This is a genomic window from Streptomyces sp. NBC_00190 (assembly GCF_036203305.1).
GTDB lineage: Bacteria > Actinomycetota > Actinomycetes > Streptomycetales > Streptomycetaceae > Streptomyces.
In genome coordinates, this window is record NZ_CP108131.1 from 4,447,144 (window position 1) to 4,470,529 (window position 23,386).

25 protein-coding genes are annotated in these 23,386 nt (G+C 71.3%); 13 read left to right on the plus strand and 12 right to left on the minus strand.

What is annotated here, in order from left to right:
• Positions 1–66: 66 nt before the first annotated feature.
• The gene (locus tag OG429_RS21445; protein ID WP_328926913.1) at positions 67–1,707 is read right to left on the minus strand and encodes a threonine/serine exporter family protein; all 1,641 of its coding nucleotides are present in this window, start codon (positions 1,705–1,707) and stop codon (positions 67–69) included.
• A 188-nt stretch (positions 1,708–1,895) separates the two neighbouring features.
• Positions 1,896–2,390 (minus strand): inorganic diphosphatase, encoded by a 495-nt coding sequence (locus OG429_RS21450; RefSeq protein WP_215011464.1) that lies wholly within the window; start codon positions 2,388–2,390, stop codon positions 1,896–1,898.
• A gap of 171 nt (positions 2,391–2,561) precedes the next feature.
• Between OG429_RS21450 and dacB the strand changes: the two genes are divergently transcribed.
• The 7 genes from dacB to OG429_RS21485 all read left to right on the plus strand — a co-directional run bounded on the left by dacB (position 2,562) and on the right by OG429_RS21485 (position 10,511).
• A complete protein-coding gene (gene dacB / locus OG429_RS21455) occupies positions 2,562–3,986 on the plus strand; it encodes a D-alanyl-D-alanine carboxypeptidase/D-alanyl-D-alanine endopeptidase (protein ID WP_328926914.1) in 1,425 nt (474 codons plus the stop codon).
• Between the two features lie 38 nt (positions 3,987–4,024).
• Positions 4,025–5,170 carry a zinc-dependent metalloprotease gene (locus tag OG429_RS21460; RefSeq protein ID WP_328926915.1) on the plus strand — a complete coding sequence of 382 codons (1,146 nt, stop codon included), beginning with the start codon at positions 4,025–4,027 and terminating at the stop codon, positions 5,168–5,170.
• A gap of 206 nt (positions 5,171–5,376) precedes the next feature.
• Entirely contained in the window at positions 5,377–6,408 is a 1,032-nt protein-coding gene (gene tilS / locus OG429_RS21465; RefSeq protein ID WP_328926916.1) for a tRNA lysidine(34) synthetase TilS, read from the plus strand.
• A 65-nt stretch (positions 6,409–6,473) separates the two neighbouring features.
• Positions 6,474–7,034, plus strand: coding sequence for a hypoxanthine phosphoribosyltransferase (gene hpt, locus OG429_RS21470; protein ID WP_328926917.1), 561 nt, complete (start codon positions 6,474–6,476; stop codon positions 7,032–7,034).
• 216 nt (positions 7,035–7,250) lie between these two features.
• A complete protein-coding gene (ftsH, locus tag OG429_RS21475; RefSeq protein ID WP_328926918.1) occupies positions 7,251–9,287 on the plus strand; it encodes an ATP-dependent zinc metalloprotease FtsH in 2,037 nt (678 codons plus the stop codon).
• 75 nt (positions 9,288–9,362) lie between these two features.
• Positions 9,363–9,971 (plus strand): GTP cyclohydrolase I FolE, encoded by a 609-nt coding sequence (gene folE / locus OG429_RS21480; protein ID WP_328926919.1) that lies wholly within the window; start codon positions 9,363–9,365, stop codon positions 9,969–9,971.
• A gap of 327 nt (positions 9,972–10,298) precedes the next feature.
• On the plus strand, positions 10,299–10,511 hold the full coding sequence (locus tag OG429_RS21485) for a hypothetical protein (protein WP_328926920.1): 213 nt from the start codon (positions 10,299–10,301) through the stop codon (positions 10,509–10,511).
• Here the strand turns inward: OG429_RS21485 and OG429_RS21490 are convergent.
• The 6 genes from OG429_RS21490 to OG429_RS21515 all read right to left on the minus strand — a co-directional run bounded on the left by OG429_RS21490 (position 10,508) and on the right by OG429_RS21515 (position 15,428).
• On the minus strand, positions 10,508–10,996 hold the full coding sequence (locus OG429_RS21490) for a DUF3180 domain-containing protein (protein ID WP_328926921.1): 489 nt from the start codon (positions 10,994–10,996) through the stop codon (positions 10,508–10,510). The genes OG429_RS21485 and OG429_RS21490 overlap by 4 nt on opposite strands.
• A gap of 55 nt (positions 10,997–11,051) precedes the next feature.
• The gene (folK, locus tag OG429_RS21495; RefSeq protein WP_328926922.1) at positions 11,052–11,660 is read right to left on the minus strand and encodes a 2-amino-4-hydroxy-6-hydroxymethyldihydropteridine diphosphokinase; all 609 of its coding nucleotides are present in this window, start codon (positions 11,658–11,660) and stop codon (positions 11,052–11,054) included.
• Positions 11,657–12,016 carry a dihydroneopterin aldolase gene (gene folB / locus OG429_RS21500; RefSeq protein ID WP_030010912.1) on the minus strand — a complete coding sequence of 120 codons (360 nt, stop codon included), beginning with the start codon at positions 12,014–12,016 and terminating at the stop codon, positions 11,657–11,659. Before folB ends, folK begins: the two co-directional genes overlap by 4 nt.
• A 131-nt stretch (positions 12,017–12,147) precedes the next feature.
• Positions 12,148–12,591 carry a nuclear transport factor 2 family protein gene (locus tag OG429_RS21505; RefSeq protein WP_328926923.1) on the minus strand — a complete coding sequence of 148 codons (444 nt, stop codon included), beginning with the start codon at positions 12,589–12,591 and terminating at the stop codon, positions 12,148–12,150.
• A 22-nt stretch (positions 12,592–12,613) separates the two neighbouring features.
• Positions 12,614–13,486 (minus strand): dihydropteroate synthase, encoded by an 873-nt coding sequence (gene folP / locus OG429_RS21510; protein WP_328926924.1) that lies wholly within the window; start codon positions 13,484–13,486, stop codon positions 12,614–12,616.
• Between the two features lie 91 nt (positions 13,487–13,577).
• Positions 13,578–15,428 carry a phosphatidylglycerol lysyltransferase domain-containing protein gene (locus OG429_RS21515; RefSeq protein ID WP_328926925.1) on the minus strand — a complete coding sequence of 617 codons (1,851 nt, stop codon included), beginning with the start codon at positions 15,426–15,428 and terminating at the stop codon, positions 13,578–13,580.
• A 152-nt stretch (positions 15,429–15,580) separates the two neighbouring features.
• Here OG429_RS21515 and OG429_RS21520 point away from each other — a divergent pair, with 152 nt between their 5' ends.
• Entirely contained in the window at positions 15,581–16,690 is a 1,110-nt protein-coding gene (locus OG429_RS21520) for an alpha/beta hydrolase (protein WP_328926926.1), read from the plus strand.
• 49 nt (positions 16,691–16,739) lie between these two features.
• Here the strand turns inward: OG429_RS21520 and OG429_RS21525 are convergent, their stop codons facing one another.
• Complete coding sequence (locus tag OG429_RS21525; protein ID WP_328926927.1) at positions 16,740–17,708, minus strand: ABC transporter ATP-binding protein; 969 nt, start codon at positions 17,706–17,708, stop codon at positions 16,740–16,742.
• A 144-nt stretch (positions 17,709–17,852) separates the two neighbouring features.
• Here OG429_RS21525 and OG429_RS21530 point away from each other — a divergent pair, with 144 nt between their 5' ends.
• From OG429_RS21530 to OG429_RS21550, 5 genes are all read left to right on the plus strand, one after another.
• A complete protein-coding gene (locus OG429_RS21530; RefSeq protein WP_328926928.1) occupies positions 17,853–18,554 on the plus strand; it encodes an ABC transporter permease in 702 nt (233 codons plus the stop codon).
• Between the two features lie 4 nt (positions 18,555–18,558).
• Positions 18,559–19,230, plus strand: coding sequence for an ABC transporter permease (locus tag OG429_RS21535; protein ID WP_328926929.1), 672 nt, complete (start codon positions 18,559–18,561; stop codon positions 19,228–19,230).
• A 32-nt stretch (positions 19,231–19,262) separates the two neighbouring features.
• Positions 19,263–20,252, plus strand: coding sequence for an ABC transporter substrate-binding protein (locus OG429_RS21540; RefSeq protein WP_328926930.1), 990 nt, complete (start codon positions 19,263–19,265; stop codon positions 20,250–20,252).
• 99 nt (positions 20,253–20,351) lie between these two features.
• Positions 20,352–21,326 (plus strand): hypothetical protein, encoded by a 975-nt coding sequence (locus OG429_RS21545; protein WP_328926931.1) that lies wholly within the window; start codon positions 20,352–20,354, stop codon positions 21,324–21,326.
• Positions 21,327–21,407: 81 nt separating this feature from the next.
• Positions 21,408–21,629, plus strand: coding sequence for a CPCC family cysteine-rich protein (locus OG429_RS21550; RefSeq protein ID WP_328930363.1), 222 nt, complete (start codon positions 21,408–21,410; stop codon positions 21,627–21,629).
• Positions 21,630–21,818: 189 nt separating this feature from the next.
• Here OG429_RS21550 and OG429_RS21555 read toward each other — a convergent pair whose 3' ends face one another.
• From OG429_RS21555 to OG429_RS21565, 3 genes are all read right to left on the minus strand, one after another.
• Positions 21,819–22,154 (minus strand): hypothetical protein, encoded by a 336-nt coding sequence (locus OG429_RS21555; protein WP_328926932.1) that lies wholly within the window; start codon positions 22,152–22,154, stop codon positions 21,819–21,821.
• Positions 22,155–22,224: 70 nt separating this feature from the next.
• Complete coding sequence (locus OG429_RS21560) at positions 22,225–22,440, minus strand: hypothetical protein (RefSeq protein WP_328926933.1); 216 nt, start codon at positions 22,438–22,440, stop codon at positions 22,225–22,227.
• Positions 22,441–22,520: 80 nt separating this feature from the next.
• Complete coding sequence (locus OG429_RS21565) at positions 22,521–23,378, minus strand: arylamine N-acetyltransferase family protein (RefSeq protein ID WP_328926934.1); 858 nt, start codon at positions 23,376–23,378, stop codon at positions 22,521–22,523.
• Positions 23,379–23,386 lie beyond the last annotated feature (8 nt).

Below are 23,386 nucleotides of genomic sequence, written 5' to 3' on the forward strand. Positions count from 1 at the left end.
ACGGCCCGAACGGCACACGAACGCCCCGGAGGCCCCGCAAGGGCCTCCGGGGCGTTCTCGTGCCCCTCAGAAGCCGCGGGTCCGCTTCGCCGCGCGGCGCTTGGCGGCGCTGGCCGCCCCCGGGATGCGCATGAACAGCCGCGAGGTCTCCGACCCCAGGTTGACCCCGATCGCGATGGCGAGGGCGATGGCCGCGGCGTTCACCAGTGAGCCGAGGCCCTCGTTCAGCCGGTCCTCGGCGATCAGCAGCAGCCCGTAGTACGTCGCCGAGCCGGGCAGCAGCGGCCCGATGGCCGCGGTCGTGTACGGCAGGGCGGAGGCGAAGCGGTAGCGGGAGAAGAGCTGCCCGAACAGGCCCACCAGCCCGGCGGCGATGGCGGTGGAGGGCACGGGCGGGATGCCGCCCGCGTAGTGCAGGGCTCCGAAGGTCACCCAGGCGACCCCGCCGTTCAGGGTCACGATCCACACGGTGGAGCGCTCCTGCTGGAGCAGGATCGCGAAGGTGAAGACCAGCACCATCGAGGCCGCGATCTGCAGCGGCGGCCGCTGCTGGATCTGCAGGACCTCCTCCGGCCGCGGGGAGGCGTCGAACTGCAGGCCGAGGTACAGCACGACCAGCACGCCCATGATGATGCCGATGAAGAGGTACATGACCTCCAGCAGCCGGGCGGAGGCGGTGATGTAGAAGCCGGTCAGGCCGTCCTGCACCGCCGCGACCAGGGCCCGCCCGGGCAGCAGGGCGAAGAGCCCGCCGGTGATCACGGCGGAGGCCTTGACGTCGATCCCCGTCATGTTCAGCGCCACCCCGATCGCGGCGGGCGGCATCGCGGCGACCACGAACTGGTAGAACTCCGGCAGCCCGCGCCCGGCGCACAGCCACGCCAGCCGGTCGCCGAGCACCGCCCCGAGCACCGCCGCGAAGAACACCAGGACCCCGCCGCCGACCAGGGTGGAGGCCGCCCCGGCGAGCAGCCCGGCGGCGGAGGTGAGCATCCAGCCGGGGTACGGGTGGCGGTTGCGGCGGATCTCGGCGAGGCGCCGGTAGGCCTCCTCCAGCGAGACGTCGATCTCGTGGGCGCTGATGTCGTCCACCAGCCGGTAGACGGCCGAGAGCCGGTTGTAGTCGGTGCCGCGCCGGCGCACGGTCCGGTTCGCCGAGACCGGGTGGTCCACCAGCGAGGGCTGGTGGGTGATCGACAGCAGGGTGAAGGTGACGGTCGGCTCGCAGCGGTCCAGCCCGTAGGAGCGGGTCACCGCGAACATGGCGGCCTCCACGTCCTCGGCGCCCTCGCCGCCCGCGAGCAGCAGCTCGCCGATGCGCAGGGTCAGGTCGAGCACGCGGCCCACGGAGGGCCCGGCCTCGGTCTGCCGCTGCACCAGGTCGGGGACCGGCCGTACGTCGACCGGCATGCGCAGCATGGTGCGCATCCGGTCCTGCCAGGGGGACTCCGTCAGGCTGGGGACGGGGAACCCCTGGCCGGGGGTGTAGGCGGGCGGGGAGTGCGCGGCGCTGTAGGTGGCCGGGGTGGCGAAGGCCGATCCCCCGGGCTCGGGGTGCACCGTCCCGGTGCCCGGCGGAAGGGCGAATTCCGAGGTGGGCTGATCCTCCTCGGGCGCCTCCGGCTCCATCCCGGGCGGCGGAGTGAAGGCGCTCCGCGCCTCGTCGGACTGGGGCTTCCGGTCCTCCACCCCATCGGCTTCCGCCACGCGCCCTCCAGTCCGTGATCACCCGCGCTACCAGTATGCGGAACCGTTTCCTCCCCCGCGTACCCCAGCCCGCCCAGATGCACTCCGGTCCCGGACGCGACAACGGGCGGCACCCCCGGAGGGGTACCGCCCGCAATGTCACAGGGGGCGCGGGGGAGTCCCCCGGCCCGTTACCGCCGAGCGCGAGCTCAGTGGTGGCCGCCCTGGGCCTCGAGGCGCTTGTACGAGGCCTCGATCTCGGCCTCGGCCTCGGCGCGGCCGACCCAGTCCGCACCCTCGACCGACTTGCCCGGCTCCAGGTCCTTGTAGACCTCGAAGAAGTGCTGGATCTCCAGGCGGTCGAACTCGGACACGTGGTGGATGTCGCGCAGGTGCTCGACACGCGGGTCGGAGGCCGGCACGCACAGCAGCTTGTCGTCGCCGCCCGCCTCGTCCGTCATGCGGAACATGCCGATGGCGCGGCACTTGATCAGGCAGCCCGGGAACGTCGGCTCGTCAAGGATGACCAGCGCGTCCAGCGGGTCGCCGTCCTCGCCGAGGGTGTTCTCGACGAAGCCGTAGTCGGCCGGGTAGCTGGTCGAGGTGAAGAGGCGACGGTCCAGACGGATCCGGCCGGTCTCGTGGTCCACCTCGTACTTGTTCCGCGAACCCTTGGGGATCTCGATGGTGACGTCGAACTCCACGTCCTGCTCCTCCATGATCAGCTTCATTGCTTCGAGACTGCATCGCTTCAAATGCACGCGCGTCCGGCCCAGCCGCCCAGCCCTGCCGGGTGGGGTGCCATGCTCGCGGCAAGACGCAGTGGTTAAGTGTCCCTCACGCATATGTGTGATCGCGAAAGGGGCTGGTCCGAGGTGCCATTGGTCAAGACGTGGCAGCTCATCGCGGGCTCGGCCGTCGCCGGCCTCGCCCTGTCGGTGGCAGTGGTGACCGCCGCCGGTCCATGGGACTCCGGCCAGCGTAAGGCCGAGCGGGACAAGGCTGCCTCCTGGAGCGTTACGGGTGGCGCAGATCACGGTCCCGAGTCCCAGCCGCAGGCCGCCCCCAGCGCCCCCGGCGTGCTCGGCGCGATCGGCCCCGGCGCCCCGCGCAAGGAGGCGGCGGCCGCATCCGAAGGCCTCGCCGCCGTGCTGCGGCCGCTCCTCGCCGACCCCGCCCTCGGCACCGTCCGTACCGCCTCGGTCATCGACACCGCCACCGGGCAGGTGCTGTACGAGTCCGGGGCGCGGGACGCGATGACCCCCGCCTCCACGATCAAGATCGCCACGGCCGCGGCGGCCCTGGCCGCCCTCGGGCCCGAGCACCGGATCCGGACCACTGTCGTGCCCGGCGCCACACCCGGGCAGATCCTCCTCGTCGGCGGCGGCGACCCCTCCCTCACGGCCAAGAAGAAGAGCCCCGCCGGATCCGGCGGCAGCCTCGTCGCCCTCGCCGGCGACACGGCCCAGGCCCTCAAGGCCGCCGGCACCGACACCGTGAGCGTGGGCTACGACGACAGCCTCTACACCGGCCCCGCCCGCCACCCGATCGGCGAGAACCCCAACATCGCGCCCGTCACCGCCCTCGCCGCCGACGAGGGCCGGCCCGACGATTCCACCTCCGGGCCCGTGGACCGCACCGCAGACCCCGCCAAGGACGCCGCCCGTTCCTTCGCGGCCCTGCTGACCGAGCGCGGCATCAAGGTCACCGGGCAGCCGGCCCGGGCCGAGGCCGCGGACGGCGCCCAGCCGCTCGCCGCCACCCTCTCCACCCCGCTGGGCGGCCTCGTCGAGCGGATGCTGACCAACAGCGACAACGACATCGCCGAGGCCCTGGCCCGGCAGACCGCCCTCGCCTCGGGCCAGCCCGCGAGCTTCGAAGGCGCCGAGAAGGCCGTCACCGCCCGCCTCGCCGCCCTCGGCGTCGACGTGTCCGGCTCCCGCTTCGCCGACGGCAGCGGCCTGGGCCGGTCCGACAAGGTCAGCGCCGGCCTGCTGACCGGGCTGCTCGCCAAGGCCGCGGACCCCGAGCGCCCGGAGCTGCGCCCGGTCCTCACCGGACTGCCCGTCGCCGGGTTCACCGGGACCCTGCGCAGCCGCAACGCCGGCAGCTCCCCGGCCGCCGGCCTGCTCCGCGCCAAGACCGGCACCCTGACCGGCGTGAACTCCCTCGCGGGCACCGTCGTCGACCCGTCCGGCCGACTCCTCGCCTTCGCCTTCCTGACCGCGAACAGTGCCGACGGCCCGGCCGCCGAGAAGAGCCTCGACAAGCTGGCCGCGGCGGTGGCAGGCACTCCGTAGGGGGTCCGCGGAAGGGCTGGTCCACGTACGGTTGACGCATGACGAGCATCAGTGGTGCGGAGATGGTCGACTGGAACCTCGCGGTGGCGACCGCGACCCGGCTGGTGCGGCCCGGCCCGGAGGTCAGCCGGGACGAGGCCCGGGCCGTCGTCGCGGAACTGCGCGGGCACGCCAGGACCTCGGAACGGCACGTGCGCGAGTTCACGCGGATGATCCAGGACGGGACGCCCGTCAACGACACCCCGGTCCTGGTCGTCGACCGGGCCGGCTGGATCAAGGCCAACGTGGCCGGCTTCCGCGAACTGCTCCAGCCGCTCCTCGGCAAGATGCAGGACCGCCGTGACGGCACTCCCGGCGGGGCCGTGTTCGGCGCGGTCGGCGGCAAGGTCACCGGCGTCGAGCTGGGCATGCTGCTCAGCTTCCTGGCCTCCCGGGTCCTCGGCCAGTACGAGACCTTCGCGCCGGTCTCCCGCGACCTGCCCGGCTCCACCGCGCAGGGCGGCCGGCTGCTGCTCGTCGCCCCCAACATCGTGCACGTCGAGCGCGAGCTGGAGGTGAACCCGCACGACTTCCGGCTGTGGGTCTGCCTGCACGAGGAGACGCACCGTACCCAGTTCACGGCCGTCCCGTGGCTCCGCGACCACCTCGAAGGCGAAATCCAGACGTTCCTCGGCGCCACCGAACTGGACCCGGTGACCGTCCTGGAGCGCCTGCGCGACGCCGCCCAGTCCTTGGCGGGCGCCCGCCCCGACGCGGAGCGCGGCGACGAGGGCCGCTCCCTCGTCGAACTCGTGCAGACCCCCGAGCAGCGGGAGGTGCTCGGCCGCCTCACCGCCGCCATGTCCCTGCTGGAGGGCCACGCCGACTTCGTCATGGACGGGGTCGGCCCCCAGGTGGTGCCCTCGGTCGCCGAGATCCGGGAGAAGTTCCAGCAGCGCCGGGCCAGCGGGGCGGGCCGCCTCGACGCCGCCCTGCGCAAGCTGCTCGGCCTCGACGCCAAGCTGCGCCAGTACCGCGACGGTGAGCGCTTCGTGCGCGCCGTCGTCGGCCAGGTCGGCATGGACGGCTTCAACCGCGTCTGGACCTCTCCGAACACACTGCCGACCAAGGCGGAGATCGCCCAGCCGGCGGACTGGGTGGCCAGGGTCCACCGCAAGGGGAGCGAAGAGAGCGAAAAGGCGTGACGCAGGGGGCGTAAACATGTCTCACTGGGGGAAGCAGCATCACCCGTCCGAGGGACCGTGGGCCGTGGAAGGGCGTGCGATGCTCGGGGAACGGCTCGCTTCTGTCACCATCGACGCACTCTGAGTGACATTCCCCGTCTTGCGGGGCAACCGGGCAGCACCCCCAAGCCTCCGAGGCATCCGAACACCATCGAAGGGCACCGGACATGGGTCCCCATCCTGCGGTCGCGGCGATACGCCTGGCGGTCCGCCGCGTACTCCACGACGTCCTCACCGACCTCACCGACAGTTCCGCCGACACCCGCGGGGGAGCGCCCCTGCCACTCGTCCTCGTCGCCTGCTCCGGCGGCGCCGACTCCATGGCCCTCGCCTCGGCCCTCGCCTTCGAGGCCCCCAAGCTCGGCATCCGGGCCGGCGGCATCACCGTCGACCACGGGCTCCAGGCCGGCTCCGACCTGCGCGCCGCAGAGGTCGTCACCCGCATGACCGCCCTCGGCCTCGACCCGGTGGAGTCCGCCGCCGTGCGCGTCGGCCGCGAGGGCGGACCCGAGGCCGCCGCCCGCGACGCCCGCTACGGGGCCCTGGACGAGGCCGCCGACCGGCTGGGCGCTGCCGCCGTGCTGCTCGGCCACACCCGGGACGATCAAGCCGAAACCGTCCTGCTGGGCCTCGCCCGCGGTTCCGGCATCCGCTCGCTCTCCGGCATGGCAGAGGTGTCCGGCGGTCCCGGCCGCAGCCACCGCTACCGCCGCCCCTTCCTCCAGATCGACCGGCAGACCGCCCGTAAGGCCTGCATGGTCCAGTCGCTCCCCGTCTGGGACGACCCGCACAACATCGACCCCGCCTACACCCGCTCCCGCCTGCGCCACGAGGGACTGCCCGCCCTGGAGAAGGCGCTGGGCAAGGGGGTCGTCGAGGCGCTCGCCCGCACCGCCCAGCTCTCCCGCGACGACGCCGACGCCCTGGACGCCTGGGCCGCGGAGGCGGAGACCGGCGTACGGGACGAGGACGGCCGCCTGGAGTGCGCGAAGCTGTACGCCCTGCCCCCGGCCGTCCGCCGCCGGGTGCTGCGCAGGGCCGTGGTCGCCGCCGGTTCCCCCTCGGGCTCGCTCTTCGCCCGCCACATCGAGGAAGTGGACCGCCTCATCACCGGGTGGCGCGGTCAGGGCGCCATCAACCTGCCCGGCCGGGTCGAGGCCCAGCGGCAGGGTGGCAGACTGGTCATCCGGCAGGGCTGATTGGTGCTGAAACACGGCTGAGTCCTCCGGGGACACCCCCGGAGCCCCGGTCGACAACGAAAGTGATGCGGGTGGACGAGAAGGACATGGGCGGCGACCTCCAGTCGGTGCTCATCACCAAGGAAGAGATCGACGCGAAGCTGGCCGAGCTGGCCGCGAAGATCGACGCGGAGTACGCGGGCAAGGACCTGCTCATCGTCGGCGTCCTCAAGGGCGCGGTGATGGTGATGGCGGACCTGGCGCGCGCCTTGTCCACCCCCCTCACCATGGACTGGATGGCGGTGTCCTCGTACGGCGCCGGGACCCAGTCCTCCGGCGTGGTGCGGATCCTCAAGGACCTGGACACCGACATCAAGGACAAGCACGTCCTGATCGTCGAGGACATCATCGACTCCGGTCTGACGCTGTCCTGGCTGCTGTCGAACCTCGGCTCGCGCCAGCCGGCCTCCCTCGAGGTCGTCACGCTGCTGCGCAAGCCCGAGGCCGCGAAGGTCGCGATCGACGTGAAGTGGGTCGGCTTCGACATCCCGAACGAGTTCGTCGTGGGCTACGGCCTCGACTACGCGGAGAAGTACCGCAACCTGCCGTTCGTCGGCACGCTCGCCCCGCACGTCTACGGCGGCTGATCCCGCTCACGCTCCTGTCCCCGTCCCCGGGGCGCCTCGGCGGGCTCCGGGGAACCTGGGGGCGATTCCCGCCGTTGGAGCAGGGGAAAGCGGGTCTGTCAGCCGTCCCACGGGGCCGCGGGTGACAATACAGGGGTACATTCCGAAGAACAGTCTTTACTCAGAGCAGCATTTACCTACGGGCAGGAGGGACGGGGTGCCTGGCGCCCCGTATGGATGGACGTGAAGCGATACTTCCGTGGGCCGGTCATGTGGATCGTGCTGGCCGTCCTCGCCGTGGTCGTGTTGATGAATGTCGTCGGCTCCGGCGGCGGCTACAAGTCGGTGGACACCAGCGAGGTCATCAAGGCGATCAACAGTGGCCAGGTGGAGACAGCCAAGCTGACCACCGGCGACAGCCAGATGATCAAGATCGAGCTCAAGAAGGACCAGAAGCTCGGCAAGCACGACGGCACCAAGTTCCAGGCCAACTACATCGGGGATCAGGGCGTACAGCTCGCCCAGAACCTCCAGACCAAGTACGAAGCCGGTCAGATCCCGGACGGCTACTCCGTCACTCCGGACAAGACCAGCCCGTTCCTGAGCGTGCTGCTCTCGCTCCTGCCCTTCGTCCTCATCGTCGTGGTCTTCCTGTTCCTGATGAACCAGATGCAGGGCGGCGGCTCCCGGGTCATGAACTTCGGGAAGTCCAAGGCCAAGCTCATCACCAAGGACACCCCGAAGACGACGTTCGCCGATGTCGCGGGCGCGGACGAGGCCGTCGAGGAACTCCACGAGATCAAGGAGTTCCTCCAGGAGCCGGCGAAGTTCCAGGCCGTCGGCGCCAAGATCCCCAAGGGCGTGCTGCTGTACGGCCCGCCCGGCACCGGTAAGACCCTGCTGGCGCGCGCCGTCGCAGGCGAGGCCGGTGTCCCCTTCTACTCGATCTCCGGTTCCGACTTCGTCGAGATGTTCGTCGGTGTCGGTGCCTCGCGTGTCCGCGACCTGTTCGAGCAGGCCAAGGCCAACGCCCCGGCGATCGTCTTCGTCGACGAGATCGACGCAGTCGGCCGGCACCGCGGTGCGGGCCTCGGCGGCGGTCACGACGAGCGCGAGCAGACCCTCAACCAGCTGCTGGTCGAGATGGACGGCTTCGACGTGAAGGGCGGGGTCATCCTGATCGCCGCCACGAACCGTCCGGACATCCTCGACCCGGCGCTCCTGCGCCCGGGCCGATTCGACCGGCAGATCGCGGTCGACCGTCCCGACATGCAGGGCCGGCTGGAGATCCTCAAGGTCCACCAGAAGGGCAAGCCGGTCGCTCCGGACGTCGACCTGGGCGCGGTCGCCCGTCGTACGCCCGGCTTCACCGGTGCCGATCTCTCCAACGTCCTGAACGAGGCGGCGCTGCTGACCGCCCGTACGGACAAGAAGCTGATCGACAACCACTCGCTGGACGAGGCGATCGACCGCGTCGTGGCGGGCCCGCAGAAGCGGACCCGGATCATGTCGGACCGGGAAAAGAAGATCACCGCGTACCACGAGGGCGGACACGCCCTGGTCGCGGCGGCCTCCCCGAACTCCGACCCGGTCCACAAGATCACGATCCTGTCCCGAGGCCGGGCACTGGGCTACACCATGGTCCTGCCCGACGAGGACAAGTACTCGACCACGCGCAACGAGATGCTCGACCAGCTGGCGTACATGCTGGGCGGGCGCGCGGCCGAGGAGCTGGTCTTCCACGACCCGACCACGGGCGCGGCGAACGACATCGAGAAGGCCACCGCCACGGCGCGGGCCATGGTCACGCAGTACGGCATGACCGAGCGTCTCGGTGCGATCAAGTTCGGCGGCGACAACACCGAGCCGTTCCTGGGCCGCGAGATGTCGCACCCCCGGGACTACTCGGAAGAGGTCGCGGCGCTGGTCGACGAAGAGGTCAAGAAGCTCATCGAGACCGCGCACAACGAGGCCTGGGAGATCCTCGTCGAGAACCGCGACGTTCTCGACAACCTGGTCCTCGCCCTGCTGGAGAAGGAAACGCTGAACAAGGAGCAGATCGCCGAGATCTTCTCCACGATCGTGAAGCGCCCGGCCCGCCCCGCGTGGACCGGCTCCTCCCGCCGCACCCCCTCCACCCGTCCGCCGGTGCTCTCTCCCAAGGAGCTCCAGCTGACGAACTCGGCGAACGGCACCTCGGCGGCGACCGCCGTCACGCCGGTCTCCACGGAGAAGGGCATCGAGGTGGCCCCTGAGGACCGCCCGGAGGCCTGATCCACCCGGAATGGAAGCCGCGCCCCCCAGGTTCTAGCCTGGGGGGCGCGGCACTTTTACAGGAACGAGGAAGCGATGACGGACCCAGTGACCCTGACCGGCGGCGAGGGCACGATCGGCGTGTTCGACGAGAAGCGCGCCGAGGCGGCGGTCCGTGAACTCCTGATCGCGGTCGGCGAGGACCCGGACCGCGAGGGCCTTCTGGAGACCCCGGCGCGCGTGGCGCGGGCGTACCGGGAGATCCTGGCCGGTCTGTGGCAGAAGCCCGAGGACGTGCTGACCACAGTGTTCGACCTGGGACACGACGAGCTGGTCCTCGTGAAGGAGATCGAAATCGTATCTCTGTGTGAACATCACCTGCTGCCGTTCCACGGTGTCGCCCACGTCGGCTACATCCCGGCGGAGAACGGCAAGATCACCGGCCTGTCGAAGCTGGCCCGCCTCGTGGACGTCTACGCTCGCCGCCCGCAGGTGCAGGAACGTCTTACTACGCAGATAGCGGACTCCCTGATGGAGATCCTCGACGCGCGCGGTGCCATCGTGGTGATCGAAGCCGAGCACATGTGCATGTCGGTCCGCGGCATCCGCAAGCCGGGTGCCAAGACCACCACGTCCGCGGTCCGCGGCCAGCTCCGCGCCACGGCCACCCGAGCTGAGGCCATGAGCCTCATCATGGCGCGCTAGTCGGATTGTCAGTGCTGTCTGCTACGGTCCCCTCCGTGACTTCACGGAGGGGGACCGGTGCTTTGGGGCCTACCGAGTAGGCAGACCGTCAACGCTGTTGGCGGCTCCGGGCCTGCGATGTCCGCCCAGGAGATCACTTCGATTCAGCCGGGAACCAGCTCGGCCGCGTGTCGTTCCGTCCTACCTTGCCGACCTCATGCGGCAGTACGTGGGCGGTGACCCCCACCACATGCGCCAGCGGTTTCCCAGGGTCGTGCTCAGAGACGAGGTGACCTTCGGCGGATTCCTGGACGGCTACGAAGGCGGAGACGGGTGCAGGATCACTCGATGGCCGGCGAGGGTGCCGACAGCTGGCCGCGCGGGACGTTCCAGGCGGAGGAGCGCCCCGTCGAACTCGATGAGTCGGCATGGGTCGAGGTCAGGTCCGTCACGCTGCGCGCACCGAGTGCCAAGCCGTCCACGTTGTACGACTTCGGGCTCACCCCTCACCCTGACTTTCTCGTGAACGGGCATCTGGTCCGCACGCCGTGGGAGACCTAGGCGCGGGCCGGGGACTCGGGGGTGTGGTCGTCGTCCTCGGGGAGCTTGAGGACGTGCTCCAGGAAGAGGGCGGCGGCGATGACCGCCGCGCCCGCCAGGACCGAGAAGCCTGCGTACCAGGCCTGGTCGCGGCGGGCGGGGACGTCGAGGGAGTCGGTCAGCAGGAAGACGCCGACACCGCCGTACGCGCCGGCCACCAGGGCCGCCACCAGTGCGCTGGCCTGGCCGAAGACGACCGCGCGGGCCGCCATCAGAGGCTCCACGCCCTTGGCCCCCGGCCGTCGCTCGCGCTGCGCCTTGAGGCGGGAGCGCATCGACAGGGCCGTCGCCAGCAGCACCGCGGCGATGACGCCCAGGACGATCGGCGCGGCCAGCGGAACGCCCGGCAGCGTGCCGTACGCGTTCCAGAGCCGGGCACCCGCCCAGGACAGGACCCCGGCGACGACGAAGATCCCCGCCAGGACCGCAGGCCTCAGTTGCTTCACGTGCCCGTTCCCCGCTTTCCGCGCCGGTGCCGTCAGGCAGTCCACAGCGTAACGACTACTCCGGGAGGCGGAGTTCCAGATCCGGGCGCGGCGTCACTCCGGAGAGGCCGATTCCGGCCAGGAGCGCGCCGACGGCGCCGTGGCCCGGGAGCTGCGCCTCCGCGTCGATGTCGTTCCAGGGGGCGAGCACGAAGGCGCGCTGGTGGGCGCGCGGGTGCGGCAGGGTGAGGACGGGGTCCTCGGAGATCACCTCGGCGTACGAGATGATGTCGACGTCGATCGTGCGCGGGCCCCAGCGCTCCTCGCGGACGCGGTCGAAGGCCTCCTCGATGGCCTGACCCCGCTCCAGGAGCGAGGACGGCGGCAGCGTGGTCCGCACCTTGACGACCGCGTTGAAGTACGCGGGCTGCGAGCCGGGCTCGACGCCCCACGGCTCGGTCTCGTACACGGGGGAGACGGCCTTGACCCGCATGCCCGGGGTGTCGCCGAGCGCGTCGATGGCGCCCTGCAGGGTCTCCAGCCGGTTGCCGAGGTTCGCGCCGAGGGCGATGACCGCCCATTTCGGGTTGGACAGGGTGGTGTCCGCCGCGTCGACCGTCTCCACGACGGAGGCGGGTACCGGCTGCACGGTCGGGTCGCTCTGTGTGTTCAGTCCGTTGTTCATGCGCGGCTCCGGGTGATCGTGATGGTCACGTCGTCGAAGGGGACGGTGATGGGCGCGTCCGGCTTGTGGACGACGACCTCCACCTGTGCGACCGCCTCGTGCTTGAGGCACTGCTGGGCGATCCGCTCGGCGAGGGTCTCGATCAGGTCGACGGGCTCTCCCTGCACCACGTCGACGACCTCCTCGGCGACGACCCCGTAGTGCACGGTCTTCGCCAGGTCGTCTCCGGCCGCGGCGGGCCGGGTGTCGAGGTGCAGCACCAGGTCGACGATGAAGGTCTGGCCTTCTTCGCGTTCCCGGGGAAAGACGCCGTGGTGCCCGCGAGCCTTGAGGCCGCGCAGCGCGACACGATCCACGCGAATCACTCCTGCTTTCGTAGGTGCTTCCGGTCCCGGGGCTGCCCGGGGCCATGGGCCTACGCCGAGTGCGGTCGGCGTCGTCCGTCTTCGAATTTACCTGCGAAACTCCCCGGACCCCGCCGGAGGGGTCAGGAGGCGTCCTCCTCCTCGTCCTCGTCGGACTCCGTGAGCACGGGAGAACCGTGGTGGGACCAGAGCCGCCAGCCCTCGGATGTGCGTCGGAACACATTTGTGGCGACGACCAGCTGACCGACCAGCGGGCCGAGTTCCCCGCCGTCCTCGGCGGGGCCGCCGCTGAGGATGTTCTCCGTACAGGTCACCAGTGCGGTGTCGCCGATGACGGCGACTTTGGTGTCGGTGAGGAAGAACTGGATGTAGTCCGTGTGGGACATGATCAGCGCGTAGGAGCGCAGCACCTCGCCGCGGCCGGAGAGCACCGGCCAGCCCGGGTGCACGCAGGAGATCTCGTCATCGAGCCAGAGCGCCGACAGTGCGTCGAAGTCCCCCCGCTCCATGGCCTCGTAGAAGGCCGTGTTGACCTCTTCGACCGCTTCGATGTCGGTTCTGCTCACAGGGCTCCTTCTCGGTCGGTGGTCACAGCGCTCCTTCCACGGCGCGGGCCACCCGAACCGCGTCCGCGGTCGCCCGTACCTCGTGGACCCGTACGGCCCAGGCACCGTGGTGGGCGGCGATGGCGGAGACGGCGGCGGTGGCGGCGTCGCGCTCGCGGGCGGGCGGCGGCGCGGCGTCGGCGGCGCCGGCCAGGACCCGGCCGAGGAAGCGCTTGCGCGAGGCGGCGACCAGCAGCGGGAAGCCGAGGGCACGCAGTTCGGGCAGGTGGGCGACGAGGGCCAGGTCGTGTTCGGCGTTCTTCGCGAAGCCGAGGCCCGGGTCGACGAGGAGCCGCTCGGGGGCGATCCCGCCGGCCACGACGGCGTCGATCCGGGTCCGGAGCTCGGAGGTGACCTCGGCGAGTACGTCGTCGTAGACGGCGAGGCTGTTCATGCCGTCGCTGAAGCCGCGCCAGTGCATCACCACGAACGGCACCTCGGCGGCCGCGACGGCCGGGATCATCCCGGGGTCGGCGAGCCCGCCGCTGACGTCGTTGACCAGGACAGCGCCGGCGGCGACGGCCTGCGCGGCGACGCTCGCGCGCATGGTGTCGACGGAGACGGCGACGCCTTCGGAGGCGAGGCCGCGCACGACGGGGACGACCCGGCGCAGCTCTTCCTCCTCGTCGACGCGGGTGGCGCCCGGCCGGGTGGACTCGCCGCCGACGTCGACGAGGTCGGCGCCCTGGACGACGAGGTCGAGGCCGCGCTTGACGGCCGCGGTGGTGTCGAACCAGCGACCGCCGTCGGAGAAGGAGTCCGGGGTGACGTTGACGACGCCCATGACCGCGCAGCGGTCCCACTCGGGCAGACCTGCGACCCGGCCCCTGCCGGTGGCTCCGCGCTTCGTGTTCATAGGTCCAAGGGTAGGGCTGACCTGGATAGGCCAGGGCCCCGGCGCCTGTCGGCTGCCGGGGCCCTGGAAACCGTACGCACCGTACGGACGGCTACGCGGCCTGGACCTCGCGCTCCGCCTGGGCGGGGACCTTGGCGGGGGCGTGGTTGTGGGCGCAGGTGCGGACCGGCTTGGGGCCGCGCCGGCTGGCGAACAGCCGCGGCAGGGCCAGCGTCACGAAGCCCTCGGCCTGCATCACGGCGAAGCCGATGCGGGGAAGGTCGCGGGTGGTGCGGTAGACCATGAAGCGCGGCTCCCAGCGGGGGCGGAACTTCTCGTTGAACTTGTACAGCGACTCGATCTGGAACCAGCGGGACAGGAAGACCAGCAGGCCGCGCCACATCCGCAGCACCGGGCCGGCGCCGATCTTCTCGCCGCGGGCGAGGGCGGCGCGGAACATCGCGAAGTTCAGGGAGACCTTCTCGATGCCCAGGTCGGGCGCCTGCTGCAGGGAGGCGACGATCAGCAGCTCGTTCATGCCGGGGTCGGCGGCGCGGTCGCGGCGCATCATCTCCAGCGACATGCCGTCCTTGCCCCACGGCACGAAGTGCTGGATGGCCTTGAGGTCGCCGAACGGGCTGGTGTCGCCCTCCTCGACGCGGTGCGCGGTGGCGATGAAGCAGTCGCCGTCGCCCTCGTCGCCGACGCGGCCCAGGGCCATGGAGAAGCCGCGCTCGGTGTCGGTGCCGCGCCAGGCCTCGGCCGCCCCGCGGACCTGCTCCAGCTCCTCCTCGGTCAGCTCGCTGACCCGGCGGACCTTGGTGGTGTAGCCGTTGCGCTCGATGCGCTTCACCATCTGGCGGACATTGCGCATGGGTCGGCCGGAGAGGGAGAAGTCTTTGACATCGACAATCGCCTCGTCACCCAGCTCCAGGGCGTCCAGACCCGTCTCGCGGGTCCACACCTCGCCGCCGGTCTCGCTGCAGCCCACGACGGCCGGGGTCCAGGAGTGGGCCTTGGCCTCCTCCATGAACCGCTCGATGGCGCCGGGCCAGGCCTCGACGTCGCCGATGGGGTCGCCGGAGGCGAGCATCACGCCGGACACGACGCGGTAGGTGACGGCGGCCTTGCCGCTGGGGGAGAAGACGACGGCCTTGTCGCGGCGGAGCGCGAAGTGGCCGAGCGAGTCGCGGCCGCCGTGCTTGGCGAGGAGCTCGCGCAGCTTGCCCTCGTCGTCGGCGGTGAGCCGCGCGGCCGGGTGCTCGGGGCGGAAGGCCAGGTACATGGTGGTGAGGGCGGTCAGCATGCCGAGCGCGCCCAGGGAGTACCCGACGGTCCAGGAGACCTGGCCGGCGTAGTCGACGGGCCCCTCGAAGCCGAAGAGCCCGTACACGACGTGCGTGATCTGCTCGTACAGGCTCGGGTTGCCGACGACCCGCCCCGGGTGGACGTTGACGATGACCAGGCCGAGCCCGATGGAACCGGCGCTCATCAGCACGAAGTTCGCGAGCGCCTTCCAGCGGCTGCGCGGGTCGGGCAGCGCCTTGAATTCACCCTGGTGGCGCAGCAGCAGCGCGAAGAGCGCCGCCGCGATGACCACGCCGATGATCGAGTGCCGGTACGCGAACTGCGCCGCGGCGCCGGCCGGCAGCAGTACGACCGCCGACCTCCAGGCCCGGCGCTTGCGGCGCTTGAGGCCGTGCGCGAGCAGCAGGAGCAGTACGCCCGCGCTGATGGCGAGGGCCGCGGCGAAGGGGCCGAACACGGGCAACACCTCGGCCACCGCGTGGATCCGGCTGTGACGGAACCGCGGGAAGACTCCCGCCGCGACGTCCAGAAGGCCGACGATCATGACGGCCGTACCTACCAGGCCGGGCACCGACTCCGGCCGTGGGCCACGGAGGATTCGGCGTACCCCGCTCGGAACCTGTCCCGACTTATCGCCATCTATCCTGCTAGACATCGCTTCCCGTTGCTCCGCGAGAGATCATGTGGCCGAAGGCCGCGACAGCCTCCGGTGTGTGGTGCGTCCATTAGGACGACATCGACGGGGAGCGGGTTCACTCTTCCGCCGGAAATTTCCAGTCCTGCCATCAGAAAGTCGACTGACTGCTCATGGGTCTCACCAGTAACACGGTCCTGGCGCTGGCCATCATCGCCGGTGTGCTGCTCTTCGCAGCCACCATCTGGTTCTGGCCAAAGCTTTCGGGCCGCACCTGGCGCGCGTTCGCCGGCCGGATCGGCCTCCTGCTGGCGACCCAGCTGGCACTCTTCTCGGCTGTGGGGCTCGCGGCCAACAAGTCGTTCCTCTTCTACGGTTCCTGGGCAGACCTGTTCGGCCAGGAGACGTCGATGGGCAAGGTCGTCGACCACTCGATGAGCACCAAGGACATCAAGGTCGTCGACAAGCAGAAGCTGGACGTCCCCGGTGGCGCGAAGCCCCAGGTGGGCGGTCAGATCCTGAAGGTTGCCATAACCGGGCAGAAGTCGAAGATAACGAGCCCCGGCTACGTGTGGCTCCCGCCGGAGTACTTCCAGCCGCAGCACAAGGACCAGAACTTCCCGGCGTCCATCGTGCTGACCGGCTACCCGGGCACCGCGGAGAACCTGATCAAAGGGCTCGACTACCCCATGAAGGCCTTCAGCCTGTCCAAGGCGGGCAAGATGAAGCCGATGATCCTGGTCATGCTGCGTCCCACCGTGGCACCCCCGCGTGACACCGAGTGCGTTGACATACCCGGTGGCCCGCAGACCGAGACCTTCTTCGCGCAGGACCTCCCGCAGGCCATCACGGACACCTTCCGCGTCGGCAAGGACCCCAAGAACATGGGCTTCATCGGGAACTCCACGGGTGGTTACTGCGCCCTGAAGATCGCCGCGCACTACCCGCAGACCTTCGGTGCCGCCGCGGGTCTGTCCGCGTACTACGAGGCCCCCGACGACCCGACCACCGGCGACCTGTTCCACGGGGACGAGAAGCTGAAGAAGCACGCCGACGTCCTGCACAGCATCGAGCACAAGAAGCCGACCGGTACGTCCTTCCTCGTCACCAGCAGCGAGAAGGGCGAGCCGAACCTCGGTGACACCAAGAAGTTCGTCAAGCTGGTCAAGGGCCCGGACCGGGTCTCCTCGATCATCCTCGACAGCGGCGGCCACAACTTCAACACGTGGCGGCGCGAGATCCCGCCGATGCTGGTGTGGATGAGCAACCGCATCCAGGCCTGAGTGCCTTGGCGGCGCCGGTGAAGGGCCCGACTCCGGTCGGGCCCTTTCGCTATGCCTCCTGCAGCTGCGCCCGGCGCAGCGCCCGGTGGACCCCCTCCGGGGTCAGTACGCCGACCAGTTCGCCGGAGGCCGGGTCCGTGACGCCGATCCGGCCCGAGTCCTCCTGGAGCAGGGCGGAGAGCGCCTCGCGCAGCGTCGCGCCCAGCTCCACCACCACGGCCGGGGCGGATGCCCTGCCCTCCGCCGCCGTCAGATCGGCCGCCTCGACCGGGGTCACCGCGAGCCGCTTGAGCCCCCGGTCGGCGCCGACGAAGGAGGCCACGTACGCGGTGGCCGGGGCCCCGAGCACGGCAGCCGGGCGGGCGAACTGCTCGATGGTGCCCGCCCCGTAGACGGCCATGCGGTCGCCGAGCCGGATCGCCTCCTCCAGGTCGTGCGTGACCAGCAGGATCGTTTTGCGCACCGTCTTCTGCAGCGCCAGGAACTCGTTCTGCAGCCGCTCGCGCACCACCGGGTCCACCGCGCCGAACGGCTCGTCCATCAGCAGCACCGGCGGATCGGCGGCCAGCGCGCGGGCCACGCCGACGCGCTGGCGCTGCCCTCCGGACAGCTGCTCCGGGTACCGGCCCCCGTACACGGCGGGGTCCAGGCCCACCAGTTCGAGCAGCTCGGCCGCCCGCGCACGCGCCTTGGCCTTCGGGGTGCCGATCAGCTGCGGCACGGTCGCCGTGTTCTCCAGCACCGTCTTGTGCGGGAAGAGCCCGACCTGCTGGATGACGTACCCGATCCGGCGGCGCAGCTCGACCGGGTCGGCGGCGGCGATGTCCTCGCCGCCGAGCAGGATCCGGCCGGAGGTCGGCTCGATCAGCCGGTTGACCATCTTCATCGTGGTCGTCTTGCCGCAGCCGGACGGTCCCACGAGCGTGACCAGCTCGCCCTCCGCCACTTCGAAGGACAGGTCCTCGACGGCTGTCGTCCCGTCGGGGTAGCGCTTGGTCACATGCTCGAATCGGATCACATCGTCATCCTTCCTCACCCGCACGCCGTGGTTGGCGAAGGCTTTATGAGGAGAGTGTTACGCGACTGCGAAGGAATCCGGCGACTGTCGGTGCCGCGGGTTAGGGTCCCTCTTGTACGTACGTTCGGGTGGGGGGTGAGGGACATGGCCGGGCAGAACTGCCTCGTGGCGAACGACTGGATCTGCTGGGAGTACGTCTCCTCCCGCTCCCAGGAACTCACCGACGCCACCCTCGAACACATCTGGATCACGGGCGTGTCGGTCCTCATCGGCGTCGCCGTGTCCGTCCCGCTCGCCCTGCTGGCCCGCCGCGGCCGGCGCTGGGCGGCGCCCGTGCTCGCCTTCACCACGCTGCTCTACACGGTCCCCTCGCTCGCCATGTTCTCGCTGCTGCTGCCCGTGTTCGGACTCTCGGCGGCGCTGGTGGTGACCGGCCTGGTGCTGTATTCGCTGACCATCCTCGTCCGCAACGTCCTGGCCGGCCTGGAAGCCGTGCCCGCGGACGTACGGGAGGCCGCGCGCGGCATGGGATACGGCCCAGGGCGGCTGCTGTGGCAGGTCGAACTGCCGCTGGCGCTGCCCGCGCTGCTCGCCGGGGTACGGATCGCGACCGTCTCCACGATCGCGCTGACCACGGTCGGCTCCATCGTCGGCAAGGGCGGCCTGGGCAATCTCATCGCCCCTGCCGTGAACAGCTCCTTCAAGGCCCAGGTGCTCACCGCCTCGGTCCTGTGCGTGCTGCTCGCGCTCGTGGCCGACCTGCTGCTGCTCGGCGTACAGCGGCTGCTCACGCCGTGGACCCGGGCGTCCGGCGCGCGGCCCGCGGGCTCCGGCAAGGAGGCCTGAGGCGATGGGAGTGCTGGGACAGGCCTGGGACTGGCTGGCGAACGGCGCCAACTGGTCGGGGGAGAGCGGCGTCTGGCACCGGCTCGGCGAGCACGTCTACGTCAGCGGGATCGCCCTCGCGATCGCCTGCGCGGTGGCCCTGCCCGTCGGCCTGTACCTCGGCCACCTCGGCAAGGGCGGCGCCCTCGCCGTCAACGTCTCGAACGTCGGCCGGGCCGTGCCCGTCTTCGCGGTGCTGGCCCTGTTCATGGTCTCCCCGCTGCGCAACGCGGGCTACCTGCCCACCATCGCCGCGCTCGTGCTGTTCGCGATACCGCCGCTCCTGACGAACACGTATGTGGGCATGAGCGAGGTGGACCGGTCGGTGGTGGAGGCCGCCCGCGGCATGGGCATGTCCGGGAGCCAGCTGTTCCTCCGGGTCGAGCTGCCGCTCGCCCGTCCGCTGGTGATGACCGGGCTGCGCTCGGCCTCCGTGCAGGTCATCGCCACGGCCACGATCGCGGCGATGGTCGGCCAGGGCGGTCTCGGCCGGATCATCACCGCCGGATTCAACACGTACAACACCGCGCAGGTCGTCGCGGGCGCCGTGCTGGTGGCGGCGCTGGCGCTGCTGGTGGAGGGCGCGCTGGTGGCGGCCGACCGGCTGCTGCCCCGGCCGGCGGCGACGTCCCGCTGATCCCTTTCCCCCGCCTCGAACGGAGTACCCCCATGAGCAAGACCACCCGCGTCCTCGGCGCGTCCCTGGGCGCCCTCGCCCTGACGGCGTCGCTGGCCGCCTGCGGCGGCGACAGCCTGGAGAAGAGCAAGGACGGCGGCTCGGCGGCCTCCTCCGGGTCCTCCTCGGGCGGGGGCAAGGGCGCCCTGGTCATCGGCGCGGCCGGGTTCACCGAGTCCAACGTGCTGGCCGAGCTGTATGCGCAGGTCCTCAAGGACGCGGGCTACAGCACCTCCGTCAAGACGGTCAGCAACCGCGAGCTGTACGAACCGTCGCTGGAGAAGGGCGAGATCGACATCGTCCCGGAGTACGCGGCCACCCTCGCGGAGTTCCTCAACGCCAAGGTGAACGGCCCCAAGGCGCCCGAAGAGAAGCCGGTCGCGTCCAGCGACGTCGCGGCGACGGTGGCGGGCCTGGAGAAGCTCGCGGGCCCGCTCGGACTGAAGGCGCTGCCCGCGGGCGCGGCGGTCGACCAGAACGCATTCGCGGTGAGCAAGGAATTCGCCCAGAAGAACAACCTGAAGACCCTTTCCGATCTCGGGCAGTCCGGGCTGAAGGTGAAGATCGCGGCGGGCGACGAATGCGCCGTCCGCCCCTTCTGCGCACCCGGGTTGACCAAGACGTACGGAATTCAGGTTTCCGGTATCGACCCCAAGGGCGTCGGCACCCCGCAGGCCAAGCAGGCGGTGAAGGACGGCGCGGACCAGCTGGTCCTGACCACCACCACGGACGCCACGCTCGACAGCTTCGGCCTGGTCCTGCTGGAGGACGACAAGAAGCTCCAGAACGCCGACAACGTGCTTCCGGTGGTCAACGGCAAGGACGCGGGCGCCCCGGAGGTCGCGGCCGCCCTCGACAAGCTGACCAAGGCACTCACGACGGCCGACCTCGTCGACCTGAACCGCAAGGTGGACGCGGAGCGCGCCAAGCCGACGGACGTGGCGAAGGCCTACCTGGAGTCCAAGGGCCTCCTCAAGAACTAGCGGTTACGCGGTCGATGCGGAAAATGTGGGGCATCCGCTCGGGAAGAGATTGCCGCACGGGTACCCCACATGGCCTCTACGCCCTGTAAATTTCAGGCCATGCCCCGTGGACGCCACCGCAATCCCGAACCTCTGCACCGGCTGCTCACGCCGACGGCCGTCGCCGGTGTGTCCCTCGTCAGCGCCGGCGCCGCCTGGCTGCTCGCGGGCCCCGACGACGGCACCGCTCTGCGACTGCTCGTGGCCCTCGCGGCGGCCGCCGGGGTCACCGGCGGCGTCGTGATGCGTGCCTGGGACCGCTCGGCGGGCCGCCGCGTCGCGGAGCTCGCGCGCGAGCGCGTCAAGGACGAGTGGAAGACGGACGAGCGGATGGCCGAGCTCGAATCCGATCTCGAAGAGGCAAGGGCGCTGCGCGCCAGGCTCGACGCCAAGCTGCGCGCCAAGCGGGTCGAAATCGCCGGGCTGCGCGGCGAGCACGCGGCGCTGCTGCGGCGGTACGCGACCGCCGAGACCGAGCGCGCGAGCGCCCTGGAGCGCCGCCGGCTGCTGGCCATCGAGGTCTCCTCGGCCCCGGCGGCCGCGCCCAAGGAACTCCCGGTGGTCTCCGAGGAACGCACCTCGGCGGGCGCGCCCACCTCGGTCGGCTACGCCCGGGCCCACGCGGCTCTGAGCGCGCTGGTCCGCAAGGCGCAGCCCCGGGAGCTGCCCGCGGCCCCGTCGGCCCCCGCGGCCTCGGTCCCGGCGCGTCGGCCGGCCGCGGCCGTGGCCCCGTACGCGGCGCAGCGGCGCACGACGTCCCGCGTCGAGGGCGGCTTCGACTTCTTCGGCGCAGCCAAGAACGCGGCACAGGCCCGCGCCGCGATCGAGGCGGTCCAGAACGAGGACCTGGCCGACGTGGTCGGCGCCGAGGCCCTGGCGGTCCACAACGCGGAGACGGCGGAGCCCCCGGCCGAGCCGGCCGCTCCCGAGTCGTCCGCTCCCGAGTCGTCCGCGCAGGGCCAGGTCATCGACCTGACCGCCCATGACGAGACCGAGCCGATCGACGTGGTCCGGCTGCGCACCGCGATCTCCTAGTCGCCGCAGCCGGGACCCGAGGAGGGGCGTCGTGCGGGAGCGACGGCAGGGCGGGCCGGGCGGTCGAGCGCCCTCTTCGAGATCTGCGGGGAGTGCGGCTGGGAGGACGACGGACAGGACGACGCCGAGGCCGACGAGGTCTGGGGCGGGCCCAACGGCAGCCAGAGCCTTTCCGACGCCCGGCGCGAACACCGGGAGTGGCTGGCCGGGCACGCCGACGCGTCCTCGGTGACCCGTGGCGGAGCCGGGGCGTGGGAGACGGCCGCCCGCGCCGCGCTTCAGGACGAGGGGCCGGACGCGTAGGCCTCAGGCGGCGTACGAGGCCACCGGGCGGGCCAGGCGGGACAGGCGGCGGCCGGCCGGCGGAGGCGAGGCCGTCCACAAGCTGTGCACAGGGCGCGCGGAACTCCTCGGCGGGGGTCGCTTCGTCCCGTGGCGGGTTCGGCGACGACCTGGTCGTGGCCCAGAGCGTCGACCGCCCCCGGGCGAGGGTCAGGGATAGGCGAGGACGACGAGCACGCCCGCGGCCTCCAGCAGCAGCTGCGCGCGGAGCGCGCCCCGCGCCACGCGCACCGGCGCGGCCATCGCCGCGACGAGGGCGAGCACCACGGCGACGAGCAGGGCTCCGAAGGCGGTGTCCGGGAAGGGCGCGCAGGCGATGTCGTCGACGAAGCACCGGCCGCCCTTGTCGGTGGCCAGCAGCAGGACCTTCGCGATGAACAGGGCGGGCAGGAACAGCACGGCGGCGATCCCCGAGCGCGTCCGGATGCGGACCGCGTCCTCGGACGGGGGCGCGGAGACGACGGCGGGCTGTTGCTTCCAGGACATGGCCCCATCCTGTTCCACGGCTGCGGTACGGGGATCCGCGCGGGTACTCAGCCCGCGCGGATCCCCGTACTCAGAACGGCGGCAGCTGCCCCGGATGCGGCGCGAGGGCGAAACTGTCGAGACTGGGCGCCGAGGCGCCCAGTACCACCCGGGCCCGGGAGCCGGGGCAGGACACGAGGTCGCCGCGGCCCCGCCCGGCCGGTGGATCGTGCCGGGCGATCCTCCCGGCGGTCACGGCGCAGTCGCGGCCGCAGGCGGGGCAAGCGCGACGGGGGGAGTGGGACATGCCCCAAGTCTGCCCTGCGGCACCGACATCGGCCTCCCCCTAAGCGGTCTCGGGGCCGTGCCCTACTTCCCCGAGGCCGCTTAGACACTCCCCGGCCGGGCGGCGAGCCACGCCCGGTGTGCCTGGTCCACCCGGTTCCACAGCGCCGCCCGGTCCGCGGGGGTGAGGTCGTCCAGGTTCCGCCGGAAGACGCTCCCGATGACCTCGAAGAACTCCTCGGCGCCGGTCAGTTCGCGCTCGCTCGTCCCCTTCGCGCCGTCGATGCGGGTCAGGATCCGGCCGCGCAGCGCGTCGGCGCCCTCCGCGTCACGCCGCAGCACCGCGAAGGTCCGTACGAACGGGGACTCCCCGGCCGTCGAGAGCCAGGTGTGCATGGCCTCGAAGTCGGCCGTCACGGCCGGGGCGTCACGGAAGTTCACGCGGGGCATGGGGCCGGCGAACTTGCGGAGCGTCCAGCCCGGGCCCTCACCCTCCAGCGGTTCCAGCCGCTCCAGCGCGTACCGGAACCCGCCCTGCTCGTACGCGCCCTCGCGCAGCGGCAGCGGTTCGTACGGCCCGTCGCCGACTCCGACGTCCACCCAGTACACCGTCCCCTCGACGCGGACGGTCAAGGTGAGGTGCCCGCCGCTGATCCCGCGGTCCGCGGGATCGGCGTTGACGCCTCCGGCGTGCCGCGTGACCTCGTAGCCCAGGGATTCGAGGAGCAGCGCGAAGCCGCCGTTGAGGTGGAAGCAGTAACCCCCGCGCCCGGCGGCGAAGCGCCGGGCGGACAGCTCGGGGTCGATGCCGGGCGGCCGGCCGAGCTGGATGTCGACGTTGTCGTAGGCGATGTGCTCCAGGTGCGCCCGCTGAAGGGCGAACAGCCCTTCGGCGGAGGGGGCACCGGGGTCGGTGATGCCGAGCCGGCGCAGGTAGCCGGCGTGTGTGCCAGAGGTCATCCGGCAAC

Bases quoted from the DNA above. Each gene is read 5' to 3' on its own strand.
- folP (WP_328926924.1), bottom strand. From the start codon at position 13,486: ATGAACACGAAGCGCGGAGCCACCGGCAGGGGCCGGGTCGCAGGTCTG.
- OG429_RS21485 (WP_328926920.1), top strand. From the start codon at position 10,299: ATGGCCGGCGAGGGTGCCGACAGCTGGCCGCGCGGGACGTTCCAGGCG.
- OG429_RS21565 (WP_328926934.1), bottom strand. From the start codon at position 23,378: ATGACCTCTGGCACACACGCCGGCTACCTGCGCCGGCTCGGCATCACC.
- tilS (WP_328926916.1), top strand. From the start codon at position 5,377: ATGGGTCCCCATCCTGCGGTCGCGGCGATACGCCTGGCGGTCCGCCGC.
- ftsH (WP_328926918.1), top strand. From the start codon at position 7,251: ATGGACGTGAAGCGATACTTCCGTGGGCCGGTCATGTGGATCGTGCTG.
- OG429_RS21545 (WP_328926931.1), top strand. From the start codon at position 20,352: ATGCCCCGTGGACGCCACCGCAATCCCGAACCTCTGCACCGGCTGCTC.
- OG429_RS21515 (WP_328926925.1), bottom strand. From the start codon at position 15,428: ATGTCTAGCAGGATAGATGGCGATAAGTCGGGACAGGTTCCGAGCGGG.
- OG429_RS21560 (WP_328926933.1), bottom strand. From the start codon at position 22,440: ATGTCCCACTCCCCCCGTCGCGCTTGCCCCGCCTGCGGCCGCGACTGC.
- OG429_RS21540 (WP_328926930.1), top strand. From the start codon at position 19,263: ATGAGCAAGACCACCCGCGTCCTCGGCGCGTCCCTGGGCGCCCTCGCC.
- OG429_RS21555 (WP_328926932.1), bottom strand. From the start codon at position 22,154: ATGTCCTGGAAGCAACAGCCCGCCGTCGTCTCCGCGCCCCCGTCCGAG.
- OG429_RS21520 (WP_328926926.1), top strand. From the start codon at position 15,581: ATGGGTCTCACCAGTAACACGGTCCTGGCGCTGGCCATCATCGCCGGT.
- folE (WP_328926919.1), top strand. From the start codon at position 9,363: ATGACGGACCCAGTGACCCTGACCGGCGGCGAGGGCACGATCGGCGTG.
- OG429_RS21530 (WP_328926928.1), top strand. From the start codon at position 17,853: ATGGCCGGGCAGAACTGCCTCGTGGCGAACGACTGGATCTGCTGGGAG.
- folK (WP_328926922.1), bottom strand. From the start codon at position 11,660: ATGAACAACGGACTGAACACACAGAGCGACCCGACCGTGCAGCCGGTA.
- OG429_RS21460 (WP_328926915.1), top strand. From the start codon at position 4,025: ATGACGAGCATCAGTGGTGCGGAGATGGTCGACTGGAACCTCGCGGTG.
- OG429_RS21535 (WP_328926929.1), top strand. From the start codon at position 18,559: ATGGGAGTGCTGGGACAGGCCTGGGACTGGCTGGCGAACGGCGCCAAC.
- hpt (WP_328926917.1), top strand. From the start codon at position 6,474: ATGCGGGTGGACGAGAAGGACATGGGCGGCGACCTCCAGTCGGTGCTC.